This window comes from Limnobaculum allomyrinae (genome assembly GCF_016649425.1).
GTDB classification, from domain to species: domain Bacteria; phylum Pseudomonadota; class Gammaproteobacteria; order Enterobacterales; family Enterobacteriaceae; genus Limnobaculum; species Limnobaculum allomyrinae.
This window is the reverse complement of sequence record NZ_JADRCR010000007.1, coordinates 118,350-139,753: the sequence shown is the minus strand read 5'-3', so window position 1 is coordinate 139,753 and position 21,404 is coordinate 118,350. Positions and strand designations below refer to the sequence as shown.

16 protein-coding genes are annotated in these 21,404 nt (G+C 45.4%); 15 read left to right on the top strand and 1 reads right to left on the bottom strand.

From position 1 onward, the window contains the following. Positions 1-158 precede the first annotated feature (158 nt). The 11 genes from serC (at position 159) to kdsB (ending at position 13,014) form a co-directional block, all read left to right on the top strand. A complete protein-coding gene (serC, locus tag I2494_RS13910) occupies positions 159-1,244 on the top strand; it encodes a 3-phosphoserine/phosphohydroxythreonine transaminase (RefSeq protein ID WP_218467361.1) in 1,086 nt (361 codons plus the stop codon). Positions 1,245-1,378: 134 nt separating this feature from the next. Next, positions 1,379-2,074, top strand: a complete 696-nt coding sequence (locus I2494_RS13905) for an aspartate/glutamate racemase family protein (protein WP_218467360.1) — start codon at positions 1,379-1,381, stop codon at positions 2,072-2,074. A gap of 69 nt (positions 2,075-2,143) precedes the next feature. Continuing rightward, the gene (gene aroA / locus I2494_RS13900; protein ID WP_218467448.1) at positions 2,144-3,427 is read left to right on the top strand and encodes a 3-phosphoshikimate 1-carboxyvinyltransferase; all 1,284 of its coding nucleotides are present in this window, start codon (positions 2,144-2,146) and stop codon (positions 3,425-3,427) included. 341 nt (positions 3,428-3,768) lie between these two features. Next, the gene (cmk, locus tag I2494_RS13895) at positions 3,769-4,446 is read left to right on the top strand and encodes a (d)CMP kinase (protein WP_218467359.1); all 678 of its coding nucleotides are present in this window, start codon (positions 3,769-3,771) and stop codon (positions 4,444-4,446) included. 142 nt (positions 4,447-4,588) lie between these two features. After that, a complete protein-coding gene (gene rpsA, locus I2494_RS13890) occupies positions 4,589-6,274 on the top strand; it encodes a 30S ribosomal protein S1 (RefSeq protein WP_130590811.1) in 1,686 nt (561 codons plus the stop codon). Between the two features lie 58 nt (positions 6,275-6,332). After that, on the top strand, positions 6,333-6,617 hold the full coding sequence (ihfB, locus tag I2494_RS13885; RefSeq protein ID WP_130590810.1) for an integration host factor subunit beta: 285 nt from the start codon (positions 6,333-6,335) through the stop codon (positions 6,615-6,617). Between the two features lie 261 nt (positions 6,618-6,878). Beyond that, a complete protein-coding gene (locus I2494_RS13880; RefSeq protein ID WP_218467358.1) occupies positions 6,879-9,143 on the top strand; it encodes a DNA internalization-related competence protein ComEC/Rec2 in 2,265 nt (754 codons plus the stop codon). A 61-nt stretch (positions 9,144-9,204) separates the two neighbouring features. Next, positions 9,205-10,953 (top strand): lipid A ABC transporter ATP-binding protein/permease MsbA, encoded by a 1,749-nt coding sequence (gene msbA / locus I2494_RS13875; protein ID WP_218467357.1) that lies wholly within the window; start codon positions 9,205-9,207, stop codon positions 10,951-10,953. Then, positions 10,950-11,933, top strand: coding sequence for a tetraacyldisaccharide 4'-kinase (lpxK, locus tag I2494_RS13870; RefSeq protein ID WP_218467356.1), 984 nt, complete (start codon positions 10,950-10,952; stop codon positions 11,931-11,933). The genes msbA and lpxK overlap by 4 nt, the downstream gene beginning before the upstream one ends. A 149-nt stretch (positions 11,934-12,082) precedes the next feature. Continuing rightward, positions 12,083-12,265: a Trm112 family protein gene (locus I2494_RS13865; protein WP_218467355.1), complete on the top strand. Its 183-nt coding sequence runs from the start codon at positions 12,083-12,085 to the stop codon at positions 12,263-12,265. Next, positions 12,262-13,014, top strand: a complete 753-nt coding sequence (gene kdsB / locus I2494_RS13860; RefSeq protein WP_218467354.1) for a 3-deoxy-manno-octulosonate cytidylyltransferase — start codon at positions 12,262-12,264, stop codon at positions 13,012-13,014. Before I2494_RS13865 ends, kdsB begins: the two co-directional genes overlap by 4 nt. Before the next feature lie 73 nt (positions 13,015-13,087). Here kdsB and elyC read toward each other — a convergent pair whose 3' ends face one another. After that, a complete protein-coding gene (gene elyC / locus I2494_RS13855; protein ID WP_218467353.1) occupies positions 13,088-13,843 on the bottom strand; it encodes an envelope biogenesis factor ElyC in 756 nt (251 codons plus the stop codon). Between the two features lie 162 nt (positions 13,844-14,005). Here elyC and cmoM point away from each other — a divergent pair, with 162 nt between their 5' ends. From cmoM to mukB, 4 genes are read left to right on the top strand one after another with little or no spacing between them, the layout of a single operon-like run. Further along, on the top strand, positions 14,006-14,809 hold the full coding sequence (gene cmoM / locus I2494_RS13850) for a tRNA uridine 5-oxyacetic acid(34) methyltransferase CmoM (protein ID WP_228350959.1): 804 nt from the start codon (positions 14,006-14,008) through the stop codon (positions 14,807-14,809). Further along, a complete protein-coding gene (gene mukF, locus I2494_RS13845; protein ID WP_218467351.1) occupies positions 14,806-16,128 on the top strand; it encodes a chromosome partition protein MukF in 1,323 nt (440 codons plus the stop codon). The genes cmoM and mukF overlap by 4 nt, the downstream gene beginning before the upstream one ends. After that, on the top strand, positions 16,109-16,825 hold the full coding sequence (gene mukE, locus I2494_RS13840; RefSeq protein ID WP_218467350.1) for a chromosome partition protein MukE: 717 nt from the start codon (positions 16,109-16,111) through the stop codon (positions 16,823-16,825). The genes mukF and mukE overlap by 20 nt, the downstream gene beginning before the upstream one ends. Then, a complete protein-coding gene (gene mukB, locus I2494_RS13835; RefSeq protein ID WP_218467349.1) occupies positions 16,822-21,306 on the top strand; it encodes a chromosome partition protein MukB in 4,485 nt (1,494 codons plus the stop codon). Before mukE ends, mukB begins: the two co-directional genes overlap by 4 nt. The last annotated feature ends 98 nt before the right edge of the window (positions 21,307-21,404 follow it).

The following is a 21,404-nucleotide window of genomic DNA, read 5'->3' as shown; positions in this document are numbered from 1 at the left end:
ATACTTTTCTACGACTGGTAGCAAAGTTGATGCCGCTCAGTATGAAAAATTAATCAGAACTGATGCATAAAGCATTGCAGCAAAACTAAGTGAATGATAAAACCGATAATCCTATTTCTAAAAACTAATCCATAATCTCTATCAGGGCGGTGAAGTAAATGGCACAGGTATTTAATTTTAGTGCAGGGCCGGCAATGTTACCGGTTGAAGTGTTACGTCAGGCACAGCAAGAACTTTGTGATTGGCAGGGGCTCGGCACATCGGTCATGGAAATTAGCCACCGCAGTAAAGAGTTTATTCAGGTAGCCGAAACGGCAGAGCGCGATTTGCGCGATCTGATGAAGATTCCTGATAATTATAAAGTGCTGTTTAGTCATGGCGGTGCCCGCGCTCAATTTGCTGCTATCCCATTAAATTTATTGGGCGACGCGACTCAGGCTGATTACATTGATGGTGGCTATTGGGCTCACAGTGCCATTCAGGAAGCGGCTAAATATTGTACGCCAAACGTGTTTGATGCAAAAACGCAAATTGATGGATTATCAGCTATCAAGCCAATGAAAGATTGGATATTGAACGACAAATCTGCCTATGTTCATTTCTGTCCAAATGAGACAATTGATGGTATTGCTATTGATGAACAGCCAGATTTTGGTGATAGGGTTGTTATCGCGGATCTCTCATCAACTATTTTATCTCGTCCAATTGATGTCAGTCGTTATGGTGTCATTTATGCCGGGGCCCAAAAGAATATTGGACCGGCAGGTATTACAGTGATCATCATACGTGAAGACTTGTTGGGTAAGGCTCGCAAAGAGACGCCATCTATTCTCGATTTTACCGTGTTGGATGAGTATGACTCGATGTTCAATACGCCACCAACCTTTGCCTGGTATCTGTCCGGACTGGTATTTAAATGGTTAAAGGCTCAGGGTGGATTGACGGAGATGGCTCGTCGTAACGAAGAGAAAGCATCACATCTGTACAACTTTATTGATAACAGTGATTTCTATCGTAATGGTGTCGCGATCCCTAACCGTTCCTGGATGAACGTTCCATTCCAACTGGCGGATGGTGCGTTGGATAAAGTATTCCTGGAGGAGGCTCAGGTTGCAGGTTTACATGCCCTGAAAGGGCATAGAGTCCTGGGTGGAATGCGTGCATCTATCTATAACGCGATGCCACTGGCTGGCGTTCAGGCATTAACTCAGTTTATGGCTGATTTTGAACGACGTCATGGCTAATTGTCGTTTGTTTATAACAGTGTAAATTCAACAGCAATAACCCACTGACAGGCAATTCAGAACCTCTGTCAGTGGGTTATTGTGTAGCCATATAAACATCAGACGAAAACTTATAATGATTGAGAGCTAACCCAATGAAAACGATAGGACTTATCGGTGGTATGAGTTGGGAGTCAACCATACCTTATTATCGCCATATTAATGAAACCATCCGCCATCATCTCGGCGGCTTACATTCGGCTAAGATTGTGCTATTGAGCGTTGATTTTCAGGAAATAGAACAGTTACAACATCAGGGCGATTGGGTTGCCGCAGGTGAACATCTGGCTGAGGCTGCGCGTAAACTCGAAGGTGCAGGGGCTGATTTTCTGGTTATCTGTACCAACACTATGCACAAAGTGTATGAAACGGTAGAGAATGCGGTTGGAATTCCGGTTTGTCATATTGCCGATGCAACAGCAGAAGTGATTCTGGAAGATAGTATTAAGAAAGTTGGCCTGTTAGGCACGCGTTTCACCATGGAACAGGATTTTTATAAGGGACGGCTCAGTGGCCAGCATGGCATTGAAGTTATCGTACCGGATGAAGCGGATCGCGAAATTGTACATCGCGTTATTTATCAAGAGCTTTGCATGGGGAAAATTAACGAAGAATCCCGTCAACAGTTTAGCCGAATCATGCAACAGCTGGCAGATAAGGGCGCTCAGGGAATTATTTTGGGTTGTACTGAGATTGGTCTGTTGGTTGGTGCTAAAGATGCCTCTGTTCCTTTATATGACACCGCAGAGATACACGCCATTCGTGCAGCAGAGCTTTCACTGAAAGCCTGAAGATAACTGCAAATTAATTTTTACCGATTTGAAAATTCAAAACAGATAACAAGAGAACATTTACCCATGCTGGAATCGTTAACCCTACAACCTATTGCGAAATTTGATGGGACTATTAATTTGCCTGGTTCAAAAAGTGTTTCTAACCGGGCGTTACTTTTAGCTGCAATGGCACAGGGTAAAACCCGACTAACTAACTTATTAGACAGTGATGACGTGCGCCATATGCTTAATGCATTAAAGGCGCTGGGTGTTCATTATCAGTTATCTGATTGCCATACTATTTGTGATATCGAAGGTGTAGGTGGCCCATTAAAAGCCCATAGCGCACTGGAAATATTTCTGGGTAATGCCGGAACGGCTATGCGCCCGCTGGCAGCTGCATTAAGTTTAGGACAAGGCGACATTATTTTAACCGGTGAGCCTCGAATGAAAGAGCGGCCTATTGGTCATCTGGTCGATTCATTACGCCAGGGGGGCGCACAGATTGATTATCTGGAACAAAAAAATTATCCGCCGCTTCGCCTGCGCGGTGGATTCCAGGGCGGTAATATTTCTGTAGATGGTTCCGTCTCCAGCCAATTTTTAACCGCGTTACTGATGGCGGCACCACTGGCAACACAAGATACTCATATTACGATTAAAGGTGATTTAGTTTCAAAACCATATATTGAGATAACGCTGCATATGATGCGCGATTTTGGTGTTGAAGTGAGCCATGACAACTATCAGGTTTTCTATGTCAAAGGACAACAGCAGTATCGCGGTGTAGAACAATATTTAGTTGAAGGTGATGCTTCTTCGGCATCTTACTTTCTTGCTGCTGCAGCAATTAAAGGCGGTAGTGTGCGGGTTACAGGTATTGGTAAAAATAGCGTTCAGGGTGATATTCGCTTTGCTGATGTGCTGGAAGCGATGGGAGCCAAAATCATCTGGGGCGACGATTTTATTGAATGTCAGCATGGTGAGCTAAACGGTATTGATATGGATATGAATCATATCCCCGATGCGGCAATGACCATTGCTACCACGGCGCTGTTCGCCAAAGGGGAAACTCGCATTCGTAATATCTATAACTGGCGAGTTAAAGAGACTGACCGTCTTAGCGCAATGGCAACTGAGCTGAGGAAAGTAGGTGCAGAAGTGGAAGAGGGGGAAGATTATATTCGAGTCGTTCCACCTGCACATCTGAAGCACGCGGAAATTGAAACGTATAACGATCACCGTATGGCGATGTGTTTTTCACTGGTTGCGTTGTCCGATACGCCCGTTACTATTCTGGATCCAAAATGTACGGCTAAAACTTTTCCGGACTATTTTAAACAGTTCGCTCGTTTGAGCCAGTTGGCATAATTTCATTGTTTCAGGTGATACAGACTTTGATTGTTTGTATCCTTCAGGCTATTGATAAACCAGATAAATTAGCATCAATAAATATTCCGGTCGTAAAATCTAATATATTTTTATTGGCTTTGTGCCCGACCGGAAGACCCTTTCCCTCTCTTATTTCAGCCAATAAATGCGTTTGCTCTTCCTTTATTTATGTCCTTTTCTTATTGAAATCTAAGCTTTTGTTCTTTTTGCGTACGACCAGATCTAATACATAGCCTGTCAGTTATCCGTGATGATGAGTATAATCACGGGATATGCTTCATTGAAGCACATCATGATTTTCTGGTTTAGAGGAGCTCGATATGACAGCAGTTGTGCCGGTAATAACCGTTGACGGTCCAAGCGGAGTGGGAAAAGGAACACTTTGTCAGGCTTTGGCTGAAAAACTGGGTTGGCATTTACTGGATTCGGGGGCTATCTATCGCGTTTTAGCATTAGCAGCACTGCATCATGAAGTGGATTTGGCCTCAGAAGAAGCGCTGGTTCCTCTGGCTATTCATTTGGATGTCCGTTTTATTTCTCAACAAAACCAATTACAGGTGATTCTTGAGGGTGAAACAGTAACCAATGAAATTCGCAATGAAACTGTTGGAAATGCGGCGTCTCAAGTGGCGGCATTTCCTCGTGTCAGAGAAGCACTGCTACGTCGTCAACGGGCATTTCGAGAGGCTCCCGGACTGATCGCCGATGGTCGCGATATGGGAACTATTGTTTTTCCTGATGCACCGGTGAAAATTTTTCTCGATGCGAGTGCGGAAGAGAGAGCCAGACGACGCATGCTACAGTTGCAGGAAAAGGGGCAGTGTGTTAAATTTGAACGTCTTTTGTCTGAGATACAGGAACGGGATTCCCGGGATCGTAATCGGGCGGTTGCACCCCTTGTCCCGGCAGCTGATGCGTTGATGATGGATTCAACCCATATGAGTGTTGATGACGTGATCGAACGAGCGTTAGCTTATGTGCAAAGTGTGCTAAAATAATTCATGTCTACTGCTTATTTTTTAGGCAGTGGGCTTTTTGTGAATAACTCTGTTGCATGGATGTAAGCAGGGTATGTATAACAACCCCATCGGGCCGGATGTCAGATGGACGTTAAATTTAAGAATCCTGAAGATTAATAACATGACTGAATCTTTTGCTCAACTCTTTGAAGAATCCCTGAATGAAATTGAAACCCGTCCGGGTTCGATTGTACGTGGCGTTGTTGTTGCTATTGATAAAGACGTTGTTCTGGTTGACGCGGGTCTGAAATCAGAATCTGCAATCCCAGTAGAACAGTTTAAAAACGCTCAGGGCGAACTGGAAATCCAGGTTGGTGACGAAGTAGACGTAGCGCTGGATGCTATCGAAGATGGTTTCGGTGAAACTCTGCTGTCTCGTGAGAAAGCTAAGCGTCATGAAGCTTGGATCACGCTGGAAAAAGCTTCTGAAGAAGCTGCAACTGTTATTGGTATTATCAATGGCAAGGTCAAAGGTGGATTTACCGTTGAGCTTAACGGCATTCGTGCGTTCTTACCAGGTTCACTGGTAGACGTTCGTCCTGTTCGTGACACGCTGCATTTAGAGGGCAAAGAGCTTGAGTTCAAGGTTATCAAACTTGACCAAAAACGTAACAACGTTGTTGTTTCTCGCCGTGCTGTAATCGAATCAGAAAACAGTGCAGAGCGCGATCAACTGCTGGAAAACCTGCAAGAAGGCATGGAAGTTAAAGGTATCGTTAAGAACCTTACTGACTACGGTGCATTCGTTGATCTGGGCGGCGTTGACGGCCTGTTACACATTACTGATATGGCATGGAAACGCGTTAAGCATCCTAGCGAAATCGTTAATGTTGGCGATGAAATCCTGGTTAAAGTTCTTAAGTTCGACCGCGATCGTACCCGTGTTTCACTGGGTCTGAAGCAGTTAGGCGAAGATCCATGGGTAGCTATTGCTAAGCGTTATCCGGAAGGTACTAAGCTGACTGGCCGCGTAACCAACCTGACTGATTACGGCTGCTTCGTTGAAATCGAAGAAGGCGTTGAAGGTCTGGTACACGTTTCAGAAATGGATTGGACCAACAAAAACATTCATCCATCTAAAGTTGTTAACGTGGGTGATGTGGTTGAAGTTATGGTTCTGGATATCGACGAAGAACGTCGTCGTATCTCCCTGGGTCTGAAGCAGTGCAAAATTAACCCATGGCAGCAATTCGCAGAAACCCATAACAAGGGCGAGCGTGTTGAAGGTAAGATCAAGTCAATCACTGACTTCGGTATCTTCATCGGCTTAGACGGCGGTATTGATGGTCTGGTTCACCTGTCTGACATCTCCTGGAACGTTGCCGGAGAAGAAGCGGTTCGTGACTATAAGAAAGGTGACGAAATCGCCGCTGTGGTTCTGCAAGTTGACGCAGAACGTGAGCGTATCTCCTTAGGCGTTAAGCAATTAGCTGAAGATCCATTTAACAACTACCTGGCTAACAACAAGAAAGGTGCTATTGTTAAAGGGAAAGTTACAGCAGTTGACGCAAAAGGTGCTACAGTTGAATTAGCAGGTGGCGTTGAAGGTTACCTGCGTGCTTCTGATGCAAGCCGTGATCGTGTTGAAGATGCAACTACGGTTCTGAGCGTTGGTGATGAAGTTGAAGCTAAATACACCGGTGTTGATCGCAAAAACCGTGTAATCAGCCTGTCTGTACGTGCTAAAGATGAAGCTGATGAGAAAGAAGCCGTTGCTACTGTTAATAACACTAACAGTGCTAAGCAAGAAGAAGGTGGATTCTCTAACGCTATGGCTGAAGCATTTAAAGCAGCTAAAGGCGAATAATGGCGAGGGGCAGCGATGCTGCCCCTTCGGTAGTTGAGCTGATAAGCTTGGAGGAACGATGACCAAGTCTGAACTTATAGAAAGACTCGCTAGTAGACACACTCATTTACCAACTAAATCCGTTGAAGATGCAGTGAAAGAGATGCTTGAACATATGGCGGTAACTTTAGCCGGTGGTGAACGCATCGAGATCCGTGGGTTTGGCAGTTTTTCTCTTCACTACCGTGCCCCGCGTGTTGGACGTAACCCTAAAACGGGTGAGAAAGTGGAACTGGAAAGCAAATATGTTCCTCACTTCAAACCAGGTAAAGAGTTACGCGATCGTGCGAATATTTACGGCTAATAATCCGTAAATCATTGCCAGTTTGATTTAATTGTAAAATCCGGATCGGTTAATCTGTTCCGGATTTTTTATTGGTTTAAATTTTATAAATTACCGAAAAATTCGGTCTGCCTCGCAATATCCATGTTGTCACTGACAGGCAATATAAAATATTGCCATCCAGTTCTATATTCTGCTTTTTTCCCCTTCGTTCTGTAATAGATATCCATTTATAAAGCTGAATAACAAACCAGTATCGGATGTTATTCAAGGATCTCTATTTTGCGTTCAGCACTTTCAATCGATCTTATTTCATGTGCGGTGATTAGCGGGATTTTACCTTTGCTATTTCTTCCTCAACTTCCTTCTCCATCGACCTGGTGGGGAGTCGCGGTGATGACTGTTTTGTGCGCTGGATGCCGGATAAATCAACTAAGACTCTTATCTATTGTATTGCTCAGTTTTCTATGGAGTACGCTGTATGCAGAAAATATTTATCGTCAGGTTGATGGCTATGTCGGACGAACAGCCCGGGTTCAAGGGGAAATAGTCAGTGCCCATATCAACACACAACAATCTCAGACGCTGTTGTTAAGAGTGACGCAGATAGATGGGCATTCATTATCATGGATTGAACATTTCACTTTACCTCTGCACTTTTCGATGACCGATCAGATAATTTCGCAACAAATGGCAGCAGGTCAGCAATGGCAGTTAAATTTATTATTCAGAGCGGTTCACAGTCGTTTAAATCAAGGCGGTTATGACCAGCAACGCAGAGCCATGGCTACACATCAACCATTGATTGGAATAGTCAAATCAGCCAAAGTTATTGATGAATCGACAGATATCCGGCAGAAATTAATTAGTCGGGTGCAACAGGTTATAACACCTTTAGCAACCCGGGACATTATTCTGGCTCTTGCATTTGGCGAACGGGGAGGGATGCAACCAGAACGAAGGTCACTGTTTTTACAAACAGGAACTGCTCATTTGATGGCGATATCAGGTTTACACATTTCGCTGGCGGCCTTGTTGGGCTGGGTTCTGACCAGAGGTATACAGTACTTCTTCCGCAATCGTTATATAGGTTTGTGGTTTCCGGTATTATCCGGATGGATAACTGCAATACTGTACGTCTGGCTATCGGGGGCTAATCCTCCCGCTTTAAGAGCTTTTCTGGCACTGTCATTCTGGATGTTACTAAGAGTGAAGGGTATTAACTGGACACCATGGCAGGTCTGGCTGCGCATTATTACGCTGTTATTGATATTTGATCCTTTGATGATTCTCTCGGACAGTCTATGGGTGTCCTGTCTGGCTGTTGCCGGATTAATATTTTGGTTTCAATGGGTTCCATTACCTGATTGGATAACGCTTCGTTATCGAATGTTGGCTCGTTGGTTACATCTACAGTTAGCTATGATGATTTTGCTTATACCTGTACAACTCTTTATGTTCCATGGCATTAGTTGGACATCTTTCCCTGCGAATCTGGTTGCTGTACCCGTGGTCTCATTTGTGACAGTACCAGCAATCTTATTAGGATTACTCTTTTGTTGGTTACCATCACTGGCAATATTATTTTGGCGGATTGCTGATTATTCATTATCAGGCGTGCTGTATATACTGGAGGCGTTGCAACAAGGATGGGTGACAACCGCAGGTTCCATGCTGCTATTTAGTGGATTAGGTTGGTTGTTGATCATTTGCTGGCGTCTCTCATTATGGCGCTGTGGGTTATTTACTCCATGGATAACGTTCATTGCAATTCTGGTTCCTTTTTGGCAGAAGCCTGATGAAACGTGGCGGATTGATATGTTGGATGTTGGTCATGGATTAGCCATGCTTATTCGACAGGGTGAGCAGGCTATTATTTATGATACGGGTAATCGCTGGAGTCATGGTTCTATGGCAGAAAAGGAGATTTTACCATTTCTGAATTGGCACCATTTATCGCTGCTGGGCATTATTATCAGTCATCAGGATTTGGACCATATTGGTGGTCTGGAAGTATTACAGAAAGTCTATCCCGAAGCCTGGTTACGTACTTCGGTAATTTCATCAGGAGAACGTTGTCAACAAGGAGATAGCTGGCAATGGGGTCATTTAACCTTTAATGTTCTCTGGCCTCCTGCTTTAACTACGCGTGCTTATAATGGCAACTCTTGTGTATTACGTATCAGTGATGGTAAATACAGCGTATTGTTGACTGGTGATTTGGAAAGTGGTCAAGAACTGAGTTTGGTGAAACACTATGGTGATAAACTGAGCAGTAATATTTTACAAACTCCCCACCATGGTAGTAAAAGTTCATCCACAATCTCCTTTATACAAGCCGTTAATCCACAAGCTACATTAACCTCGGTATCACGCTATAATCCCTGGCGTCTTCCGGCTGAAAGTGTGGAACAACGTTATAAAAAATCCAGGATAGAGTGGATTTCCACTGCAAAATCCGGTCAGGCTAGTGTATTGTTTTATAAGGATAAATATAGAATATTAACCTTCAGGGAGCATTTTATGCCTCGTTGGTATCACCAGTGATTTGGTTCTTTGCTTCATAATGAGTAGAATAACGCGCTATTTCGCATAATGTTGGTAACTAATGTTGAATGATAAAGACCTAACAACGTGGCAAACATTTGGCCGTTTATGGCCATTGATTAAGCCATTTAAGCTCGGATTAATTGTCGCTGCCGTGGCACTGATTTTGAATGCCGGTACTGATGCCATGATGCTCTCATTATTAAAACCTCTATTGGATGATGGTTTTGGTAAGACGGGAAGCCGCGTATTAGTCTGGATGCCATTGGTTGTGCTTGGGCTGATGGTCATGCGCGGCATTACCAGCTATGTATCAACCTATTGTTTATCATGGGTTTCGGGCAAAGTGGTGATGACTGTTCGTCGTCGGCTATTTGGTCATATGATGAATATGCCGGTTTCATTCTTTGATCAGCAATCAACGGGAACATTATTGTCCCGTATTACTTACGATTCTGAGCAAGTTGCATCTTCTTCTTCCGGTGCACTGATTACCGTGGTTCGTGAAGGGGCTTATATACTGGCTCTGTTTGGTATCATGTTCTATAACAGCTGGCAGTTATCTTTGATTTTGGTGATTCTGGCGCCGGTTGTCTCTTTTGTTATCCGCTTTGTTTCCAAGCGTTTTCGCAGCATCAGTAAAAATATGCAAAACACCATGGGACAAGTTACGGCCAGTGCTGAACAGATGCTAAAAGGGCATAAAGAAGTATTGCTGTTTGGCGGTCAGGATGTAGAAACTAATCGTTTTAATAAAGTCAGTAACAGAATGCGCCAGCAGGGTATGAAGATGGTTGCCGCATCTGCGATATCTGATCCTATTGTCCAGCTAATCGCATCAACGGCGCTGGCGATGGTGCTATTTGCAGCCAGCTTCCCAAGTATTATGGATACTCTGACTGCGGGTACTATAACGGTAGTGTTCTCTTCGATGGTGGCATTAATGAAGCCACTTAAATCGTTAACTAACGTTAATGCTCAATTCCAACGTGGTATGGCGGCCTGTCAGACATTATTTGCCATTCTGGATATGGAAACAGAACAGGATACAGGCACCTTAAAAGTCGATCGGGTACAGGGCAATGTTGAATTACGTAATGTGACATTTACTTACCCAACCAAAGATGAACCTGCACTACGAAATATCAACCTGACGATCCCGGCTGGAAAAACAGTGGCATTAGTGGGGCGTTCTGGCTCGGGTAAATCAACTATTGCGAATTTATTAACGCGTTTTTATGACATTCAGGAAGGTGAGATTCTGATTGATGGACATGAAATCCGTGAATATACCCTGGCATCATTGCGTTCTCAGGTGGCGGTAGTTTCTCAAAGCGTTCACCTGTTTAATGACACCATTGCTAATAACATCGCTTATGCCCGTACCACTGAATATTCTCGTGAAGACATAGAGAAGGCTGCAACGATGGCATATGCCATGGACTTTATTAATAAGATGGATAATGGCCTGGATACGATAATTGGTGAGAATGGTGTATTGCTATCTGGCGGTCAACGCCAGCGTATTGCGATCGCCCGGGCACTGTTAAGAGATAGCCCAATTTTGATCCTTGATGAAGCCACCTCTGCGCTGGATACCGAATCAGAACGTGCTATTCAAGCTGCTTTAGATGAGTTACAAAAAAACAGGACTTCACTGGTGATTGCCCATCGCCTGTCCACTATCGAAAAAGCAGATGAAATTCTGGTTATTGAAGATGGGCGTATTGTCGAACGAGGCAACCATGAAATGCTGATTAAGAATGGCGGTACTTATGCCCAGTTGCATCGGATGCAGTTTAGCCAATGATTGAGCGCATCTGGTCCGGCGAATCCAAATTATATTTACTGCTGCTGCCACTGTCCTGGCTATATGGTCTGATTAGCGGTTTAAGGCAGCTTGGATATCGCCGTGGCTGGTTAACATCATGGCGAGCGCCGGTACCGGTTGTGGTTGTTGGTAATCTGACGGCTGGCGGTAATGGTAAAACACCAGTAGCAATTTGGCTGGTGGAGAATTTACAGCGTCGTGGAATTCGCGCAGGCGTGGTCTCCCGGGGATATGGTGGAAAATCAGATCGTTATCCTTTGGTGTTAGATCGAAACACGACGACAGACGTTGCGGGAGACGAACCGGTACTTATTTATCAACGTACCGGTGTACCGGTAGCCGTTGCCCCTGTACGTTCCGATGCCGTTAAAGCTTTACTGAATCAATTTGAACTGGATGTCATCATTACAGATGACGGCTTACAGCACTACGCATTACAGCGAGATATTGAGCTGGTCGTGGTTGATGGCGCCCGACGCTTTGGTAATGGCTGGTGGTTACCGGCTGGCCCGATGCGTGAAAGAGCAGGGCGTTTACGCTCTGTTGATGCGGTGATTATCAATGGGGGTAGTGCCCGGGAAAATGAAATACCGATGGTGCTTAAACCGGCAGAAGCGATCAATTTGCTGAGTGGTGAACGCTGTCAGGCTCGGGAGCTTCCACATGTCGTGGCAATGGCGGGAATCGGCCATCCTCCTCGTTTCTTTCAAACCTTAAATATGCTCGAGGTACAGCCTGAGCAGACGCATGCCTTCGCTGACCATCAGTCATACTCTGAGTCTTTATTGGCAAATCTGGTTACGGCAGAACAAAGCTTACTGATGACAGAAAAAGACGCGGTAAAGTGCCGGGCCTTTGCTCAAAAAAATTGGTGGTATTTACCCGTTGATGCTCAACTTCCTGTTGAAGGTGCAGAGAAGTTATTAGCATTGATTATGAGCAAAGTTGAGAAGAAATAACCCCCTTTCTGGCTTTATTTAATACCTAAAACCAGTCTCGTTTAATCAAGTATTTCTGAGGCGTTTATCATTCATTAAACCTTCGGGTGAAATATGATATTCTTGCCCATCACAAAGTTATGTTACTCGTCCGATAATAGAGGTCGTGCATGGATCATCGTTTGCTGGAAATCATTGCTTGCCCGGTTTGTAATGGGAAACTCGCATTTAATAAAGAACGTCAGGAACTGGTTTGTAAGATTGATGGTTTAGCTTTCGCTGTCCGTGACGGTATTCCCGTATTGCTTGAAACTGAAGCACGCAAACTGACGTTAGATGAGAAAACAGCATGAGTTTTATTGCAATTATTCCTGCTCGTTACGCCTCCACTCGTTTACCGGGTAAACCACTGGCTGATATTGCCGGTAAGCCAATGGTGGTTCATGTTATGGAAAGAGCGCTGGAGTCAGGCGCTTCCAGAGTGATAGTGGCAACCGATAATATCGATGTACAAAAGGCTGTAGAAGCTGCCGGCGGTGAAGTTTGCCTTACCAGCCCACACCACAATTCGGGAACTGAGCGTTTAGCTGAAGTCATTGAACGTTATCAGTTCGGTGATGATGAAGTCATCGTTAACGTTCAGGGTGATGAGCCATTAGTGCCTCCGGTGATTATTCGCCAGGTTGCGCATAACTTAATTGGTGCTGATGCGGGTATGGCAACGCTGGCGGTGCCCATTACTTCTGTTGAAGAAGCGTTTAATCCGAATGCAGTTAAAGTGGTTATCAATAGCGAAGGTTATGCGCTCTATTTTTCAAGGGCAACCATTCCATGGGATCGCGAACGCTTTTCCGTTTCTCAGAAGGAAATTGGTGATTTCTATCTTCGTCATATAGGCATTTATGCTTACCGGGCTGGATTTATTCGTCGCTATATTAGCTGGGAACCAAGCCCGCTAGAGCAAATAGAGATGCTGGAGCAACTGCGCGTCTTATGGTACGGCGAGAAAATTCACGTTGAAGCGGCAATTGAAGTACCTTCTGTGGGGGTTGATACACCGGAAGATTTAGCCCGGGTTCGGGAAGTACTTGGCCACAAGTAAGATTAGATTTGATAGACAATAAGCCGCTCAGAATGATTCTGAACGGCTTATTTAGATTAAAGATGAATAATAACTACTCTTTGATGGTTAGCCATAAATTACCCAGCGTTTCGTACCATGCCCGTTCGCTGTGTGATAAATAGAAAGCAGAAGGGAAGGCTTTTTCCCAGGGATTAAGTGGTCCCAATGTTGCAAGTTGGTTGGCCGGGGCTGGAATAGGGTTTAATCCCTCTTTCTGAAAGATACGCATAGCTCTGGGAAGGTGGTTAGCAGAGGTCACTAATAACAGTGTTTTTTGCTGCGCTATCTGAGCGACTGCCTGAGCTTCTTCTATCGTATCTTGAGCCTGTGGCAGGATGATAATATCTTGTTCAGGAACGCCCAGGCTTTCCGCCACCATCGCTGCGACTTTCGCATTAGGTAAAGGGTTAGAAATAGCGGCCGCCCCACAAAAAATCATTTTAGCACCAGGATGTTGGCGATAAAGACGAACACCTTCAGTAACTCTTGGCAAACTATTAGGAAAAAGATTAGAGCTCGGTGCCCATTCCGGATTGTAAGTATAGCCACCGCCCAGCACCACAATATAGTCAATGGGCTCATTTTTTTGATAAGTAGCATACTGATTCTCTATCGGCATCAGTAATCGATCCGCAACCGGTTGAAGGCTTAATAGTAATAAACCAAGCCAACTGACAGTAAGTAGTGTTTTAGCACTTTTTTGCCAACGGCTAAACCAAAGCAACAGTAATGCAATAGCCATTAACAGCAGCAAGAAGGGCAAAGGAAGAAGCAAGTTGCCGATAATTTTTTTTAAAATAAATAGCATGTTTTTTCCGAAAAATAGCTGTTTTTTGTATAAAAAAACATCATCTGAATATCCAGACAGGACGAATAAGATTTATTCTATATCAGCCTGTGTCAAAATAGCAGACTGATATAATAAGAGACTCATTTGTGAGTTATGGTAATAAAGTCTGGCGGAGTCAATTTGAGAGCCACCAAAGATCGTAATTTTGATGATATTGCAGAAAAATTTTCTCGCAATATTTATGGCACAACAAAAGGCGAAATTCGTCAGACCGTATTGTGGCAGGATCTCGAACATTTGCTGTCACTTATGCCTCAGCGTCCCTTGCGCATTCTTGATGCTGGTGGTGGTGAAGGTGTAATGGCCTGTGAGATGGCTGCGCGAGGGCATCAAGTGATTTTCTGTGATATTTCAGCCGAAATGTTGAAACGGGCAGAATCAGCCGCAGCAGAAAAAGGTGTGAGCCAACAGATACAATTTATTCACTGTGCAGCAAAGGATGTATCAGATCATTTAGAACAGCCGGTAGATCTGGTATTGTTTCACGCAGTTTTAGAATGGGTTCAGGACCAGCGAGGTACGCTGGAAGCCCTAACCCAATGTCTGCAACCAGCGGGCATGTTATCATTGATGTTTTACAATTATAACGCACTGTTATTTCGTAATATTACGTTAGGTAATTTTGGCTATATTGAAGCCGGGATGCAAAAAAAGAAAAAGCGCACACTGTCACCTGACCGACCATTAGAACCTCAGCAGGTCTATAATTGGTTAGATGAAATGCAGATGGTTACCATCAGCAAGAGTGGAGTTCGGGTTTTTCATGATTACGCACAGAATAAACAACAACAGCAGCAGGATTTTGCTGCCTTGCTGGCACTGGAATTGCGCTATTGCCGACAAGAGCCGTTTGTCAGTTTGGGACGTTATATTCATGTGATAGCACAAAAGCCAAACGAGTCGAACGTAAAGGATGAACTATGAGTGATTTTTCCCAGACTGTACCGGAACTGGTCGCCTGGGCTCGTAAAAATGATTTTTCATTGTCGTTACCAACAGAACGTCTGGCATTTTTATTAGCCATTGCCACGCTGAACAGCGATCGGCTGGATGGTGAAATGAGCGAAGGCGAGCTGGTTGATGCATTCAGACACGTTAGCAAAGGGTTCGAGCAAACGCACGAAACCGTTGCCGTACGCGCCAACAATGCTATCAATGATATGGTTAAGCAACGACTTTTGAACCGTTTTACCAGTGAACTGGCAGATGGCAATGCTATCTATCGTTTAACGCCTTTAGGCATAGGTATTACGGATTATTATATTCGACAGCGTGAATTCTCTTCACTGCGTCTCTCTATGCAGCTATCGATTGTTGCCCAGGAACTCAACCTGGCGGCCGAAGCGGCCGAAGAGGGCGGTGATGATTTCCATTGGCACCGAAACGTATTTGCTCCACTGAAATACTCGGTTGCTGAAATTTTTGACAGTATCGATCTCACCCAGCGCATAATGGACGAGCAGCAACAAAACGTAAAAGATGATATCGCTGCCCTGTTAGGTAAAGACTGGCGCGCTGCTATTTCGAGCTGTGAAGCCTTATTGATGGAAACTTCCGGCACTCTGCGGGAACTGCAAGACACACTGGAAGCTGCAGGTGACAAACTTCAGGCCAATTTATTGCGCATTCAGGATGCCACAATGAATAATTCTGAACTGCTGTTTGTCGATAAATTGGTATTGGATTTACAGTCCAAACTGGATCGTATTATCAGTTGGGGGCAGCAGGCTATTGACCTGTGGATTGGCTACGATCGCCATATTCATAAATTTATCCGTACTGCGATAGATATGGATAAGAACCGAATCTTCTCCCAACGTTTACGTCAATCACTACAAACCTACTTTGACCAGCCATGGGCGTTAACTTACGCTAATGCAGAACGTCTGTTTGATATGCGTGATGAAGAGCTGGCTCTGCGTAGTGAAGAGGTTACCGGGGAGCTTCCACCGGATTTAGAATTTGAAGAATTTACCGAAATGCGAGAGCAAATCGCAGCGCATATTGAAGTTGCGCTTGAGGTTTATCGACGGGATGCCCGGCCGTTAGATCTCGGTGCAGTCATGCGTAGCTATTTGACTCAATTCCCACGCTCCCGCCATTTTGACGTAGCCCGACTGTTAGTCGATCAGGCCGTCAGACTTGGTGTGGCAGATGCTGATTTCTCCGGATTGCCTGCCGAATGGCAGTCGATTAACGATTACGGAGCCAAGGTGCAGGCCCATGTCATCGACAAATATTGAACAAATCATGCCAGCAAAGCTGGCTCAGGCAATTGCCAACTCACTTTTCCCGGCGCTTGATAGTCAACTGCGTTCTGGCCGCCATATCGGCATTGATGAACTGGATAATCATGCTTTCCTGATGGATTATCAGGATGAGCTGGAGCTGTTTTACCAACGCTATAATGTTGAGTTAATTCGGGCACCAGAAGGGTTCTTCTATTTGCGTCCTCGCTCAACCACGCTGATATCTCGTTCAGTTTTGTCCGAGCTGGATATGATGGTTGGTAAGATCCTTTGTTATCTCTACCTCAGCCCGGAGCGATTAGCTCAGGAAGGTATTTTTAGCAGTCAGGAACTGTATGAAGAACTGATTTCGCTGGCTGATGAAAGCAAATTATTAAAATATGTCAACCAGCGCTCAACCGGTTCTGACCTTGATCGTCAAAAATTGCAGGAAAAAGTGCGAACTTCTCTTAACCGTTTGCGTCGTTTAGGCATGGTGACGTTTATGGGTACCGACAACTCTAAGTTTCGAATTACCGAGGCAGTATTCCGTTTCGGTGCAGATGTTCGCAGCAGTGATGACCCAAGAGAAGCACAATTACGTATGATTCGTGATGGTGAAGCAATGCCGCTGGAAAACAGTTTGTCACTGTCTGATGACGACCAGAATAATGAAAACGTAGCGGATAGCGCGGAGGATGAACAGGAATGATTGAACGCGGTAAATTTCGCTCGCTAACGCTGGTCAACTGGAATGGCTTTTTTGCCCGTACTTTTGATCTGGATGAGTTAGTTACCACACTTTCTGGTGGTAATGGGGCAGGGAAATCCACCACCATGGCGGCTTTCGTTACTGCTTTGATCCCCGATCTGACGCTGCTTCATTTCCGTAACACTACGGAAGCGGGAGCGACCAGCGGTTCCAGAGATAAAGGCCTGTACGGTAAGTTAAAAGCCGGTGTATGTTATGCCACACTGGATGTGGTTAACTCCCGTCATCAGCGCGTTATCTGTGGGGTTCGCTTACAGCAGGTTGCCGGTCGTGATAAGAAAGTTGATATCAAACCATTCACTATTTCTGGCTTACCGGCAGCGATACAACCAACCCAAATTTTAACAGAAACCGTCGGTGAACGTCAGGCCAGAGTATTACCACTGCCTGAATTAAAAGAGCGGGTTGAAGCTATTGAAGGGGTTCAGTTCAAGCAATTTAACTCCATTGCTGATTACCATGCCTTGATGTTTGATTTAGGTGTTATTCCTAAACGTTTACGCTCTTCTTCCGATCGTAGTAAGTTCTATCGTCTGATTGAAGCCTCACTGTACGGCGGTATCTCCAGCGCCATTACCCGTTCATTACGGGATTACCTGTTGCCAGAAAACAGCGGGGTGCGCAAAGCCTTCCAGGATATGGAATCGGCGCTGCGGGAAAACCGCATGACGTTAGAGGCTATTCGAGTCACTCAATCTGACCGCGACCTGTTTAAGCATCTGATTTCCGAAGCGACCTCGTATGTGGCAGCGGATTATATGCGTCATGCCAACGAACGTCGGGTGCATCTTGATGGTGCACTGGTATTGCGGCGCGAGTTACTTACCAGTCGTGCTCAGTTGGTTACTGAACAGTATCGCCATGTTGAAATGGCGCGGGAGCTGGCTGAGCAGTCCGGAGCGCAATCCGATCTGGAAATGGATTATCAGGCAGCCAGTGACCATCTCAATTTAGTGCAAACGGCAATGCGTCAGCAGGAAAAGATTGAGCGCTATCAAAGCGATTTAGATGAGCTGACTTACCGTTTAGAAGAGCAAAATGAAGTTGTTGCTGAATCTAATGAGCAACTGGCGGAGTATCAGGCCCGTACTGAAGGATCTGAGCTTGAAGTTGATGAACTAAAAAGCCAGTTGGCTGACTATCAGCAAGCATTGGATGTTCAGCAAACCCGAGCTATTCAGTATCAACAGGCGTTGACTGCGTTAGAACGCGCACGGGAAGTGTGTCAGCTACCTGAACTAACCGCAGACAATGCCGATGAATGGTTAGAGACCTTTACTGCTCGTGAACAAGAAGCTACCGAAGCATTGTTAGCGCTGGAGCAAAAACTTAGCGTGGCCGATGCGGCACACAGCCAGTTTGAAGAAGCCTATCAACTGGTGTGCAAAATGGCCGGTGAAGTTAGCCGGGCAGATGCCTGGAAAACAGCAAAAGAATTATTGCGTGACTGGTCATCACAACAGCATCAGGCGGAACGAGTCAATGCGTTACGCATTCAGCTTTCGGAGCTGGAGCAGCGTTTACGCGAGCAACAAGATGCAGAACGCTTACTGCAAGAGTTTTGTAAAAAAGCCGGGCATAACTACCAACTGGAAGAGTTAGAGGAAGTTCGTAGCGAACTGGAAATGCGTCTGGAAGAGCTGTCTCAGGGCGCGGCCAGCTTTGGTGAACAGAGAATGACGCTGCGTCAGGAACTGGAACAAGCCAATAGCCGTATTAAACAGCTATCTGACAGAGCTCCGGTTTGGATCGCTGCTCAGGATGCTCTCACTCAGCTTAGTGAGCAGTGTGGTGAAAGTCTGGAGAGCAGTGCTCAGATTACTGAGCAGATGCAATATCTACTGGAACGTGAACGTGAAACCACCGTTGAACGTGACCAGATATCACAGCAAAAGAGCTTAGTTGAGCAGCAAATTGAACGCCTGAGCCAACCAAGTGGTGCAGAAGACAATCGTCTGCTGGCTTTAGCTGAACGCTTTGGCGGCGTCCTGTTATCTGAAATTTATGATGACGTGGTACTGGATGATGCACCTTATTTCTCTGCCTTATACGGGCCTGCTCGTCACGGTATCGTGGTACCGGATCTTTCACTGTTACGTGAACACTTAGACTCTCTGGAAGATTGCCCGGAAGACCTGTATTTGATTGAGGGGGATCCTCAGTCATTTGATGACAGTGTTTTTGAGGCGGAAGAGCTGACTGGCGCAATCGTGGTTAAAGTTTCCGATCGCCAGTGGCGCTATTCACGTTTCCCGGAAGTGCCGTTATTTGGTCGTGCTGCTCGTGAAAACCGTCTGGAAGTACTGAGTGCAGAGCGAGAAGAACTGGCAGAACGTTATGCGACTATCTCTTTTGATGTTCAAAAAACACAGCGCTTGCATCAAAGTTTCAGCCGTTTTGTTGGTACTCATCTTTCCGTAGTGTTTGAAAGTGATCCGGAAGCGGAGATTCGCCAGTTAACCTCCCGTCGTAATGAAATTGAGCGTGAGCTGAATGGTCATGAAGGCCAGGAGCGCCAGCATAAGCAGCAGCTTGATCAAACCAAAGAAAGCATCAGCCAGCTAAACCGTATCATGCCACTGTTGCACTTGATGGGAGATGACTCCCTGATAGAGCGTGTTGAAGTGATTCGGGAAGATCTGGAAGAGGCTCAGGAAGCCGCTCGCTATGTTCAACAGCATGGCAACACGTTAAATAAACTTGAACCATTAGTGTCCGTGTTGCAAAGCGATCCAACGCAGCATGAAAATTTACAGGCCAGTTATGCTCAGGCGCAATCGGCTCAACGTCAGGCGAAACAGCAGGCTTTTGCATTAACAGAAGTGGTGCAACGTCGGGTTCATTTCAGCTATAGCGATTCGGCTGGGATGCTAACTGAAAACTCCGATTTAAACGATAAGTTGCGTCAACGTCTGGAGCAGGCAGAAGCCGAACGTAGCCGTGCCAGAGAGCAGTTAAAATCCTATCAGGCTCAGGCGGCGCAGTTTAATCAGGTACTAGCCTCTCTCAAAAGCTCTTACGATGCTAAGCGCGATATGTTGAAAGAGTTAGGGCAGGAACTGCAAGATATTGGCGTTCAGGCCGATCCAAATGCAGAGGCCAGAGCTAAACAACGTCGTGATGAGTTGTATGCCGGGCTGCACCAAAATCGCCAGCGTTGCAATCAATTAGAAAAGCAAATTACCTTCTGTGAAGCCGAGATGGACAATTTACAGAAGCGCTTACGCAAAGCAGAACGTGAATATCATCAGATTCGTGAACAGGTGGTAACCGCAAAAGCCGGTTGGTGCCTGGTGATGCGTCTGGTTAAAGATAATGATGTTGAGCGTCGCCTGCATCGTCGTGAATTAGCCTATATGGACGCAGAAGAACTGCGCTCAATGTCGGATAAAGCATTAGGTGCGTTGCGTCTGGCGGTTGCTGATAACGAACACTTGCGTGATGTACTCAGAGCCTCGGAAGATCCTAAACGTCCTGAGAGAAAAGTTCAGTTCTATATTGCGGTTTATCAGCATCTGCGTGAGCGTATTCGTCAGGATATTATTCGTACCGACGATCCGGTTGAAGCCATTGAACAAATGGAGATTGAACTGGCTCGTTTGACGGAAGAGCTGACAGCCCGTGAGCAGAAGTTGGCCATTAGCTCTAAGAGTGTGGCTAACATTATCCGCAAAACAATTCAGCGCGAGCAGAACCGTATTCGCATGTTGAACCAGGGCTTGCAGGCCGTAGCCTTTGGACAGGTTAAGAGTGTGCGTCTGAATGTTAATGTGCGTGAGGCTCACGCGACACTGCTTGAAGTGTTGTCAGAACAGCAAGAGCAGCATCAGGATCTGTTTAGCAGTAACCGTTTAACCTTCTCTGAAGCTTTGGCCAAACTTTACCAGCGTTTGAATCCGCATATTGATATGGGGCAGCGCACAGCGCAAACCATAGGTGAAGAGCTGCTGGATTACCGCAACTATCTTGAATTGGAAGTTGAAGTATATCGTGGTTCTGACGGTTGGTTGCGTGCAGAAAGTGGCGCTTTATCAACCGGTGAAGCTATCGGTACCGGTATGTCAATCCTGGTGATGGTAGTTCAGAGCTGGGAGGAAGAATCCAGACGGTTACGTGGTAAAGATATTTCTCCATGCCGCCTGCTGTTCCTGGATGAGGCGGCTCGTCTTGATGCCAACTCTATTGCGACACTGTTTGAGCTCTGCGATCGTTTGGAGATGCAACTGGTGATCGCCGCCCCGGAAAACATTAGTCCGGAGAAGGGAACAACCTATAAGTTGGTTCGTAAGGTATTCCAAAATCATGAACATGTTCATGTGGTTGGTCTTAAAGGGTTTGCAGCAGATAAAGAGCCTGCTAAAGTTGAAAGTGAGGCGAAAAAAAGTGATGAGCCAGATGTTTCTGAAGAGTTGTTACAATAAATCAATATTAGATTATTGTTTATTGTTACCTTGTTAAGATAATCTGTATTTAAGGTCGCCGAAAGGCGGCCAATTTTTCGAATGCCAATTTATACAGG